The sequence below is a fragment of the Streptomyces sp. NPDC086787 genome, from assembly GCF_044745865.1.
GTDB lineage: Bacteria > Actinomycetota > Actinomycetes > Streptomycetales > Streptomycetaceae > Streptomyces.
Map to the genome: position 1 here is coordinate 646652 of NZ_JBIVBC010000001.1, position 10806 is coordinate 657457.

A 10806-nucleotide genomic window follows, 5' to 3' on the forward strand; every position below is an offset into this window, starting at 1 on the left:
CTTCTGGAGGGGGCCGGGCGGGGGAGGCGGCGGCCTCAGCCGGTCGGCGTCGTGCCCTCCACGATGCCCTGGATCACCCCCAGCTCCACCAGGTCCTGCGGGCGGATGCGGAGCCAGTCCGCCGTGGCCTCGGTCTCCTCGGGCGGCCGCTTCAGGATCGCGGCGGCCAGCTCCGGGGCTATCACCGAGAAGTAGCTGTCCGGGGTGGCCCAGGTGTTGCCGGGAGCGGCGAGCGCCAGCGCCCCGCCCGAGCCGCCCTCGCCGATGACGAGGGTGGTGACCGGGATCCGGGCGTCGGCCAGGGTGCCGAACAGGTCGGCGATCGCCGAGCCCGCACCCTGCCGCTCCGCCTCGGCGTCGTTGGCCGCGCCGGGCGTGTCCACCAGGGTCAGCACCGGGATGTCGAGCCGGTCCGCGAGCCGGATCAGCCGGGCGGCGGTGCGGTAGCCGGCGGGCCGGGTCGGGATGCCGGTCTGGGCGGCGTACGCGATGGTACGGCCGTCACGCTCGCCGAAGCCGCACAGCATGCCGTCCGGGTCCGCGCCCCCGCAGCGGTCGCCCGTCAGGGCGCGTCGGCCGGTGAAGTAGGCGTCCAGGTAGGTCTCGGCCCGCGGGCGGTGCGGGGAGCGGGCACGGCGGACGGCCTCCCAGCCGGTGGCGGGCAGCGCGGCGGCGCCGAGGGCGCCCGGCGGCGGTGCCTCGGCCGCCGGGCTGGTCAGCAGCCGCAGCCAGTGACCCAGCGTCCCGCTCAGCTCTTCCGGCCTGACCACGGCGTCCGCCGCGCCGGAGGCCACCTGCGCCTCCGCCGTGTAGGCGGCCGGGTCGGAGTCCGCCGGGCGGACCCGGGAACCGGCGAAGCCGACCTGAGCGCCGGGCAGCGCCAGGGTGACGTCGGCTCCAGCGCCGAGGGTGGCCCAGCCGCCGCCGGTCGTCGGGTCGCGCAGGACCGCGATCTGCGGCAGGCCCGCCTCGCGGGTCAGCGCGGACTGCCGTGCCACCCGCTGGAGCTGGATCAGCGCGAGCATGCCCTCCTGCATCCGGCTGCCGCCGGTGGCGATCAGCGGGACCACCGGCAGCCGGTGCGCGCGGGCATGGGTGTACGCCGCCTCCAGCCGGTCGCCGGTCAGCCGGCCCAGGGAGCCGCCGAGGAAGCCGAACTCGAAGGCGATCAGCACGGCCCGGGTACCCTCGACGGCCGCGGTGCCGCAGATGACCGACTCCCGCTCTCCGGTGCGTCTGGCGGCGCGGGCGCGTGAAGCGCCGTAGCCCTCCCAGGAGATCGGGCCGTCCGGCGCCGACTCGCCTGCCGGGTAGGGGAGTTCGCTGAAGGTGCCGGTGTCGCAGACCCGGGCGAGGATCTGGCGTGCGCTCAGCCGCTCAGGCATCGGCCACCAGCGCCCGCTTCATGATCTTCCCCATGTCGTTGCGGGGAAGGACGTTCAGATGGCGGACGACGCGCGGGCGCTTGTGCGGAGCCAGCCGCCGGGCCACATGGTCGGCCAACTCCTCGTGCGTCGGCGGTGACTGAGGGTTCGTCGGCACGATCCACGCCACGACCCGCTCGCCCAGGTCCGGGTCCGGCTCGCCGGTGACGGCCGCCTCCCGCACCCCCGGATGCTCCAGGAGCGCGTTCTCGATCTCCCCGGCCCCGATCTTGTAACCCCCGCTCTTGATCAGGTCGGTGGCCTTGCGTCCCACGATGCGCACGTACCCGTCCGGCTCCCGCACCGCCATGTCCCCGGTGCGGAACCAGCCGTCGTCGGTGAAGGCGGCGGCGGTGGCGTCGGGCCGGTTGAGGTACTCGGTGAACAGGTTCGCGCCACGCACCTGGATCTCGCCGACGCTCTCCCCGTCGGGTGCCGGGAGAACCGTCCCGTCCTCCTCGACCAGCCGCAGTTCCACGCCCGGCAGCGGCACGCCGACCGTCCCGGCGCGCCGCTCGCCGTCGGCGCGCACGCTGGTGTTCATCAGCGTCTCCGTCATGCCGTACCGCTCGATCACCCGCTGACCGGTCGCCGCCGTGATTCGCTCGTGGTCGTGCACGGGCAGCGCGGCCGACCCGGAGACCAGCAGCCGGGCCAGCCCGAGCGCCTTGGCGAGCTCCGGGTCGCCGGGCAGTGCCTCGGCGACGCGGTGGTACATCGTCGGCACCCCGAACATCATGGTCGCGCCGCCGGTCAGCTCCCGGGTCACGCCCTCGGTGGTGAAACGCCCGAGGTGGCGCACGGATCCGCCGCGCCGCAGCGGGCCGAGCACGCCCAGCACCAGTCCGTGCACATGGAACAGCGGCAGCCCGTGCACCAGGACGTCGTCGCCGGTCCACTGCCAGGCGTCGGCCAGCGCGTCCAGGGTGGCGGCGAGCGCCCGGCGGGGGATGACCGCGCCCTTGGGCGGCCCGGTGGTGCCGGAGGTGTAGACGACCAGCGCGGGGTCCTCCCCGGACGCGAGGTCCTCCGGTACGGCGGCCCCGGCGCCGGACGCGTCGACGTCGACGCGCGTCAATCCGCCCAGCGGGGGCGGGAGTTCGGCGCCCGGGGCGGCCAGCACCAGGGTGGGTGCGCTGTCGGTGAGGATGTGCGTGAGTTCGCTCTCGCCCGACTTCGGGTTGAGCGGCACGGCGGCCGTCCCGGCGAGCAGGGCGCCTGTCACGGCGACGGCCGTCTCCAGTTCCGGGGTGGCCCATACGGCGACCCGGCCGGCGTCCCGCACCCGGGCGGCCACCGCCCCGGCGGCGGCGCCCAGCCGCGCGTACGTCAGCGACCGCTCGCCGAACCGCAGGGCGACACGCTCGCCCGGACCATCCGCCAGGGCCGGAAATAGGGAGGACACGCGGAGCACTCCTTGGCTGTAGACGACGGCTGCGGGGGACGGCAGGGCACGACAGAACCTTCCTACACCAGGGCTCCCCGGCAACCGTGTCCGTTAGCCTGCGACGCATGCCACACCTCTCGCGCATACCCCGCATCGCCCTCGCCACCTACGACCCCGGCGACGAGCCGCACCACGACCGTGACCTGCCGGTCCTCGTGGCCGCGCTGACGGCGGCCGGGGCCGCGGCCGAGGCCGTGCGCTGGGACGGCCCGGGCATCGACTGGGCCGGGTTCGACCTGGTCGTCATCCGCTCGACCTGGGACTACAGCGAGCGCGCGGCCGAGTTCACGGCGTGGACGGAACGGGTCGGGAAGCTGACCCGGATCGCCAATCCGGCCGCCGTGGTGCGCTGGAACGCCGACAAACGCTACCTCGGCGATCTCGCGGCGGCCGGTGTGCCCGTCGTACCCACCCTGTACGCGGCCCCGGGGGACACCCCCGCCCTGCCCGACGACCGCGACTTCGTCGTCAAGCCCGCGTCCGGCGCGGGCGCCCGCCTCGCCGCGCGCTACACGCCCGCCGAGCGGGACACGGCGCTGCGGCACCTCGCGCGGCTGCACGAGTTGGGCCTCACCGCGATGGTGCAGCCGTACCTCGGCGGCATCGACGTCAACGGGGAGCGCGCCCTCCAGTTCCTCGCCGGGCGGCTGCTGCACGCCAGCCGCAAGCGGGCCGTCCTCACGCCCGGCACCGCCTACGACGCGGACAAGGTGGCGCACCCCGGCCTGGAGCCGTGGACCCCGACCCCGGCCGAACTCTCCGTCGCGGAGCGCGCCCTGGCCGCCGTACCGGACGCGCCCGAGCTGCTGTACGCGCGCGTGGACCTGGCCGATGGAGACGACGGTCTGCCCCGGCTGATGGAGCTGGAGCTGATCGAGCCCAACCTGTTCCTCTTCCTGCACCCCCGGTCGGTGGACGCGGTGGCCGACGCGATCCTCGCCGCCGCTACGGCTCGCTGACCGCCGTACGCTGCAACAGCCCCCAGGTGAACTCGGCTGCCACGTCACGTCGTACGCCGGACGCGTCGGGTGCCTGGAAGGCCAGGCCCCAGCGGGTCGGGGCGGTGCCCTCCAGGGGCCGGGCGGGGGCGAAGGCGCGGGCCGCCTCGTCCACCGTGCACGACCAGGGGGTGAGGTCCTCGACCGTGCGCAGCCGTGGTGCGGGGGCGCCGGGGGCGCGGACCAGCCACTCGTTCCAGACGGCGCCGTCGGGGGAGACCAGCGCCTCGAAGCGCAGCTCCGGCCAGAGCGGCAGCGGCCACTGCCACGCCACGCACTCCAGGTCGCCGATCACCCGTTTGGTCTCGGACTCCGGCGGACCGAGGACCGAGCGGTAGCGGGTCGCCGCCGAGCGGGCGTGCCGGGAGTGGAGCATCGCCTGCCAGCGCTTGTTGGCCTCCCGCATGTCCGCCACCGGGACGTCCAGCCGACGGCGGGCGTCCTCGACCAGATCCGGATTGTGGTCGGCCATGCGGCGCAGCAGCACCAGCTGGAAGTCGAGCGGACGGAAGGGGAGCGGCCGGGAGGGAGGAGGCATGGCATCCATGGTGACCCGGGTCAGGACAGCCCGCCCGCCTTCCGCTCCTGCGCCGTCAGCGGCGGCCCGTCGAGCGGCGGCCGCAGCGGGCCCACCGCCGCCGCCAGCAGTACGTCCGGGGCGAGCAGCACCGCCGAGCCGCGCTCCAGGGAGGTGACGTCCGTGACCCGGCGGGCGACCCGGCCGTTGCCGGTGGCCGTGCGCATGAGGCGGTCGACGTAGGCGGCGACCAGCCGGTCCCTGAGGGTGGGGCCGTTCTCGGTGGCGCCCGGGTAGAACACGTCCTGGCCGATGGCCATGTCCCAGGCGCCGCGCACCGGGCGGGCGACCGCCTTCTGGATACGGCGGGACAGCCCCGGCGTGCCCCAGCCCTGACGGCGAATCACGTTCCGCAGCAGCCGCACGCTTTGCGCGGCGGCCGCCAGACCCTGCCCGTAGATCGGGTTGAAGGCGGCGAGCGCGTCCCCGACGACCGTGAAGTTCTCCGGCCACACCGGCATCCGCTCGTAGTAGTGACGCCGGTTGCAGGTGGACCGGGTGAGTGAGACGGCGGAGAGGGGCTCGGCGTTGGCGAGCAGGTCGCCGATCACCGGGTGCGGGAGACCCTCGCGGGCGAAGCGGAGGAAGTCGTCGGCGTCCGCGCTCGGTTCGCCGCCGCGGGTGCCGGACAGGGTGGCGATCCAGCGGCCGTTCTCCACGGGCAGGATCAGGCCCGCCCGGCCGGGGCTCCCGGCGTGCGGGTCGGCCTGCACGTTGACGATCGGGAAGTCGTCCCGGGCCTCCTCCGGGCGCAGGTAGAGCCGGCTGGCGTAGACCAGCCCGGAGTCCACCTCACGCACTTCCGGCGCGGGCAGCCCGAGCGCGGCGAGCCAGCGGGAGGCTCCGGAGCCGCGCCCGGTGGCGTCCACCACCAGGGCCGCACTGAGGATACGTTCCTGCCCCTGTGACGTGCGGTCTTCGACCGACCGCACGCGTACTCCGGTGATCGCCGAGGCCGTCCCCGTGAGCCCCACCGCCTCGGTCCCGGTGAGCAGTTCGATCCGCTCGTCGGCGAGAACCTGCCGGCGGATCGTCGCGTCGAGCAGGTCACGCCCGGCCAGGACCACGTGGTGGGACTCCGGCCAGCGGCGGAACCAGCCCTGCGAGGACAGCGCGACCATGTCCGTGGTGACCGGCAGCCGGTGGGCGCCCGCGGCGCGCAACGTCTCGGTGACGCCCGGCAGCAGCTCCTCCATCGCCCGGACGCCGCCCGACCACAGCAGGTGGGCGTGCCGGGCCTGGGGCAGCCCGCGCCGGGGCTCGGCGCCGTCGGGCAGGATGTCGCGGTCCACGACCACGACACGGTCGGCGAAACCCGTCAGGGCCCGCGCCGCGAGCATCCCGGTATGGGAGCCCCCCAGCACGACGGCGGTTCTGGCTGCGGGGGTCGAGCTTTCATTCATGCGCGGGCACTCTCTGCCGGGACGGCCGCTCGTGCACGTACCGCCTCGATGTCGTCGGGATGGCGCAGCACCCGGGACACCTCCTGGATCCGCTGGAGCAGATGGGTGGTGTCCGGGCCGGACGAGTCGGCGGCCGGGTCGATGTCGGGCGACTCGGCCTGCTTACGGGTCTCCACGGCGTCCAGGATGGTCACCGCCGCCGCCAGGGCCTCCGCCCGGCCGGGCCGGAAGCCCAGCGCGAGGGCGGCGTCGTACGACCGCGCGCGCAGGCCCTGGTCGAGGTGCCGGGAGAGCTGGAGGAGCGCGTCCCGGATGAACGTCTCACGGCGGATCAGCCGCAGTTCCCCGGTGGAGCGCAGCGCGAACGGCTCACGGTTGCCGGTGACGGTCCGCATCAGCAGGTACAGCGGCCGCAGCCGCCAGTGACTGACCCGGACGTACCAGCGTTCGGACAGGTACTGGCCCGCGTGCGGGATGATGAAGCCCACCGCGACCAGCGTGGCGGAGACACAGGCGGCCGACGCGGCGAGGTAGGTGCTCAGCCAGTCCATGTCGTGCCCGGTCCAGCGGGCGATCACGGCGGTGAACTTGGACGCGTCGAACAGCAGGTTCGTCGCGTAGCCCATGCCCAGGAACCGCAGCCCCCAGCGCAGCCAGGCGTCCAGGCCGTCGGTGCGGATCCAGTTCCAGATCAGCCGGGCGGTGATGGAACAGGCCACCGCGTGCGCGAGCAGGTAGAGGACGATCTCCTCGCGCATGAACGGGGTGTTGGCGTAGTAGGTGTCCAGGTCCCGCAGCCGTTCCACCGGTACGTCGGCGGCCGCGAACAGCGCCCACAGGGCGATCACCACGGCGGCGTAGACGGAGACCACCCAGCGGATCGCCCGGCGGGTCACGCTCGAGCGGTCGGAGATGCCGTTGCGCCAGGCGATGATCAGCAGCAGCCAGGACGCGCACAGCGCGGTGAGCAGGGAGTACACCCAGGGTGCCGAGATGTTCGGCACGCCGGTGGTCCGGTTGACCCAGGCGATGGTGTTCGGTGCCGCGAACACGAACACCGCGCAGGCGAACAGCAGCAGCCCGCCGACGGCCCGCAGCAGCGGATCGCGCCAGGTCTTGATGATGCCGGGCAGTTTGATGGCCAGGGCGACGGTGAGCACCACCGTCGGCAGCCAGAATGATATGGACAGGCCGCTGAACATACGGGACAGGTCATGGCCGGCGAACGTCGTCGTCACCGCCCCGCACCTCCCCGGTATCCCATCGACCGCTGCACCGGGCCGAGCCGGGCGGCGGGCCCCTGCCCGGACAGCAGCGGCCGGAAGGCGGCGGCGAGCCGGTGCCCGAAGTCGTCGGCGGCGGCCTCGTCGGCCTCGCGGGAGCCGTTGCGGGCGGCGACGGTCAGGGCGATGTCGTCCCGCCCGGCGAGCGCGTGGACATGGGCGGCGCCGACGCCGTGGTGATGCCGGTGCCCCGCGTGGATGTGCCACAACTCGTGTCCCAGAATCACCAGTTGCTGCAACGATTCGGCACGTTCCTCGACGATGACCAGGTCGAAGTCCTGGAACTCCACCCACAGGCCGGTCACTTCGATCTCGTCCGGAAACCGCTCGAACCGCAGCTCGACCGGCCGCCCGGCCCGCCGCTCACCCATCACGTCACACAGTGCCCGGCACAACTCGCCCACGTCGGAAGGGGGTTGGGGTCGGGTGCGCACCGCGCGGGCGAGCTCGGCGGCGAGTCCGCGCCGACCCGTCCCCGGCCGGCCGCGCCGCCACCCCGCACCCGCCCGGGCGGCCCGCCGCCGCGCGCCCGCGATGTCCATCGTCACCTCTTCTCACCGCCGCCCGGCGGCCCGTCCGAGGTTACGCGTCCGGAAGTGCCCGCGTCATGCGATCCGGTGACCGGAAATGACCACTTAGGGGTCCTTGCCATCGGATCGCCTGACGCGAGACGGACCCGGCGGTCAGCGGCCGGGGGAGGCCACCACCTCCACCGGCACACCCCCCGCCGCGCTGCCCAGCAGCTTGAGCCGCACCTGCCCCGGCCCCGACTCCGTGGTGCCGTCGGACAGGACGGCCAGGGCCAGGGTGTTGGTGTCCCGGGTGCGCAGGATGCCGCCCGGCAGGACGAAGGTGTGCTGGGGGCCCACGTCGTTGATGTACTGGCCCATGTTCCAGCCGTTCAGGAACAGTTGGACGCGGTAGTCGCGTGCCGGGTCGTCCTCCAGGACCAGCCCCACGGAGGCGTCGATGCCGTCCGGCACGGACAGCTTGAACTCGGTCCGGTACCAGGTCACCCCCTGCCCCCGGTCCGCGCGCGGGAACGCGGCCTGCTTCCAGGAGCCGTCCTGCGTGAACCCGGGCAGGTGCCAGCCCTCCCGCTCCCCGTACAGCCCGCCGTTGTTGAGCGGCCCGCGCACGGGATCGGCGGCCGCCTCGCCCTGGAGCCGCCAGCTCACCTTCGGCGCCGCGCCCTCGAAGCCGACCTCCGTCAGCCCGCGTGCCGCCTTGTGCGTGTCCAGCGCCTTGCCGTCCATGTCGTGCTGCATGCGCCGCACCAGCACGGACAGCACATGCCGGCCGGGCCCGCGCAGTGCCTCCCGCACCGCGAACCCGGCCGTCGCCGTCCAACTTCCCTTGCGCACCGTGCTCTTGTCCGGCACCGGCATCCGGTGCGTGCCGAGCGGTTCGCCGTCCAGCCACGCCATCAGCATGCCCTGCGTGCCCGTGCTGTACGCGAGCGAGACGGCCTCGACACCGGAGGAGTCCGTGAACGTGCCCCGGTACCAGACGTCTCCGTAATGGAAGCCGTAGTCGTCGGCGAACAGCACCGGCTGCCCGTCCGGCACCGCCGTGGTGCTGTACGACGTGGTCCGGTCGGCGGCCCGCCACCCGGAGTCGTCGAAGCCCGGATCGGCCTCCGGGTTCTCCGCACGCCGACGCCAGCCGCCCAGCTCGGGCAGCCGCACCTCGGGCACGCCCGGCAGGGGGTCCTTGGCCACCAGGCTGTGGGACCCGGTGAGCCGGGTGGGCACCGGGGCGCCGTTCCACTCCACCCGCTCGATCCCGCGCGGCCCCCACACCTCCAGCCCGGTCTTCTTGACGGTGTCGCCGGTGAGCCGCACCGTGGACCCGCCCACCTCGGCGTGCCGCAGCAGCGCCGGGCCGTTCACGAGCACGGTCCCGGACGGGGTGTCGTACGGCCACAGCCGCGCCGACGCCGCGTCGTCGGCGAACACCAGCAGCAGCGGGGTGTCGATCCCGCCGCCCTCGACCAGCACCCGGGCCAGGCCGTTCTCGCCGAGCGGCGTGGTCACGTGCAGCGCGCCGCGGTCGTCGTACGACCAGGCGGCCTCGTCGTCCAGCCGAGTGGTGCGGGGCTCGCTCGGGCATTCCACGACGACATGCGCCATCTCGCCGTGCGGCCCGGTGAACACGGCGATGTCCTGCCTGCCGACGCTCAGCACCATCATGGGCTGCACGGTGGTGTACCTGAGTTTCCGCTTCCCGAGGGAGAGATTGGTGGCGACCAGCTTGGCGTCCCTGGCCGGCACGGTCACGTCGACCTTGCCCGCCTCGGTCGGCAGGGCGGCGGTGACCCCCTCGGAGCCGTCGTTGCGGGCGACGTACACGTGCGCGCCGGTGTCCGGGTTGGTCAGGTGGTACACCTTGAGCCCGTCGGCGCTGACGTCCGTCGCCCGGTCCAGCCTGGCGAAGTCGGGCACGCGCTGGAGCAGGTGCCCGATCTGGTGCATCGGGGTGATCTTCCCGGTGACCTGGCGGGCCTCGTCGACGGCCGCGCCGTAGTCGTACGACGTGTAGACCTGCGGTGCGGGCAGCCAGCCCCAGGAGGTGCCGCCGAAGGTCATGTAGACGTTGTGCAGGGTGATGCCGTTGGCGAGGTTGGTCAGATAGAACCGCCGCTCGTAGGCCGCGTCCCGGGTCCGCCGTGACTCGGCGTACCCCTTGCCGTCGAACTCGGCCCCGCCCCACGGATCGAACCAGCCGCCCCCGAACTCGGGTACGAAACCGGGCGTGTTCGGGCTGGCCGTGGCGCCGCCCTTGAGCCCGCCGACCCCGAAGTGCCCCCAGTCGGGCGGCGTCTTGGCGGGCGACGGATACCCGTCGAAGCCGTACAGCCAACTCGCCGACTTCTCACCGGTGTCGAAGGAACCCGGGATCCAGTAGCCGTTCCTGCCCTTGTCGTTGTGGAAGAGGGGTACGGCGATCCCGTCCTCGCGCACCTTCCGGTACAGGTGGGACATGTACGCGCGCCCGTCCGCGCCGTCGGTCCGGGCGTCGTACTCGTTCTCGATCTGGTAGAGCAGCACCGTGCCGCCGCCGTCGGTGAACTGGTGCCGCCGCACGATCTGGTTCACCGCGGTGAGCCACTCGTCGGTGTACGACAGATAGGTGGAGTCGGCGGTCCGCGCGGTGCCATGGGTGGCGGTGAGCCAGCCGGGGAAGCCGCCCGCGTCCACCTCGGCGTTGATGTAGGGCCCGGGGCGGAGGATCACGTACAGCCCGGTCTCGGCGGCCGTGCGCAGGAACAGGTCCAGGTCGCGGACGCCCGTGAAGTCGTACTGCCCGGGGGCCGGGGAGTGGTAGTTCCACGACACGTAGACGCTGACCGCGTTGTAGCCGTGCCCCCGCATCTTCTGGAGCACGTCCCGCCACAGGGAGGGGCTGGGCAGCCGGAAGGGGTGCATCTCGCCGGACCACAGGACCAGCCGTCTGCCGTCCACCAGGAGGGAGTGCCGGTCGTACCCGATGGTGTGCGGCTGCCCGTCGGCACGGGGCGGGCCGGGCGCGGGCCCGGTCGGCACACCGCGTGCCGCGAACGCCGAGGGCGCTCCCGGTCCGCCGCTGCCACCGAGGGCGAGGCCGAGCGCGGCCGAGCCGGCGAGGGCACTGAAAGAACGTCTGCTGAGCGCCAAGGGATCCTCCCGGGCGAT

At 73.6% G+C, this 10806-nt stretch carries 8 protein-coding genes; 1 reads left to right on the top strand and 7 read right to left on the bottom strand.

From position 1 onward, the window contains the following. Positions 1 to 35: 35 nt before the first annotated feature. Positions 36 to 1385 (bottom strand): carboxyl transferase domain-containing protein, encoded by a 1350-nt coding sequence (locus ACIPK3_RS03015; protein WP_402566101.1) that lies wholly within the window; start codon positions 1383 to 1385, stop codon positions 36 to 38. Beyond that, positions 1378 to 2829, bottom strand: a complete 1452-nt coding sequence (locus ACIPK3_RS03020; protein ID WP_402566103.1) for an acyl-CoA synthetase — start codon at positions 2827 to 2829, stop codon at positions 1378 to 1380. Before ACIPK3_RS03020 ends, ACIPK3_RS03015 begins: the two co-directional genes overlap by 8 nt. A 125-nt stretch (positions 2830 to 2954) precedes the next feature. On the opposite strand from ACIPK3_RS03020, the gene ACIPK3_RS03025 reads away from it, so the two are divergent. Beyond that, on the top strand, positions 2955 to 3830 hold the full coding sequence (locus ACIPK3_RS03025; RefSeq protein WP_402566837.1) for a RimK family alpha-L-glutamate ligase: 876 nt from the start codon (positions 2955 to 2957) through the stop codon (positions 3828 to 3830). Here the strand turns inward: ACIPK3_RS03025 and ACIPK3_RS03030 are convergent. The 5 genes from ACIPK3_RS03030 to ACIPK3_RS03050 form a co-directional block, all read right to left on the bottom strand. Then, the gene (locus ACIPK3_RS03030; RefSeq protein ID WP_402566105.1) at positions 3817 to 4416 is read right to left on the bottom strand and encodes a hypothetical protein; all 600 of its coding nucleotides are present in this window, start codon (positions 4414 to 4416) and stop codon (positions 3817 to 3819) included. The genes ACIPK3_RS03025 and ACIPK3_RS03030 overlap by 14 nt on opposite strands. A gap of 11 nt (positions 4417 to 4427) precedes the next feature. Beyond that, positions 4428 to 5849 (bottom strand): FAD-dependent oxidoreductase, encoded by a 1422-nt coding sequence (locus ACIPK3_RS03035; protein ID WP_402566107.1) that lies wholly within the window; start codon positions 5847 to 5849, stop codon positions 4428 to 4430. Next, positions 5846 to 7051 (bottom strand): MAB_1171c family putative transporter, encoded by a 1206-nt coding sequence (locus ACIPK3_RS03040; protein WP_402566838.1) that lies wholly within the window; start codon positions 7049 to 7051, stop codon positions 5846 to 5848. Before ACIPK3_RS03040 ends, ACIPK3_RS03035 begins: the two co-directional genes overlap by 4 nt. A 32-nt stretch (positions 7052 to 7083) precedes the next feature. After that, positions 7084 to 7674 (bottom strand): toxin-antitoxin system, toxin component family protein, encoded by a 591-nt coding sequence (locus ACIPK3_RS03045; RefSeq protein ID WP_402566839.1) that lies wholly within the window; start codon positions 7672 to 7674, stop codon positions 7084 to 7086. A 141-nt stretch (positions 7675 to 7815) separates the two neighbouring features. Then, a complete protein-coding gene (locus ACIPK3_RS03050; RefSeq protein WP_402566109.1) occupies positions 7816 to 10788 on the bottom strand; it encodes a beta-galactosidase in 2973 nt (990 codons plus the stop codon). Between the last annotated feature and the right edge of the window lie 18 nt (positions 10789 to 10806).

What these genes read in the sequence shown, in the direction of transcription:
- ACIPK3_RS03015 (WP_402566101.1), bottom strand. Translation starts at nt 1,385, where the DNA reads ATGCCTGAGCGGCTGAGCGCACGCCAGATCCTCGCCCGGGTCTGCGAC.
- ACIPK3_RS03040 (WP_402566838.1), bottom strand. Translation starts at nt 7,051, where the DNA reads ATGTTCAGCGGCCTGTCCATATCATTCTGGCTGCCGACGGTGGTGCTC.
- ACIPK3_RS03030 (WP_402566105.1), bottom strand. Translation starts at nt 4,416, where the DNA reads ATGGATGCCATGCCTCCTCCCTCCCGGCCGCTCCCCTTCCGTCCGCTC.
- ACIPK3_RS03035 (WP_402566107.1), bottom strand. Translation starts at nt 5,849, where the DNA reads ATGAATGAAAGCTCGACCCCCGCAGCCAGAACCGCCGTCGTGCTGGGG.
- ACIPK3_RS03045 (WP_402566839.1), bottom strand. Translation starts at nt 7,674, where the DNA reads ATGGACATCGCGGGCGCGCGGCGGCGGGCCGCCCGGGCGGGTGCGGGG.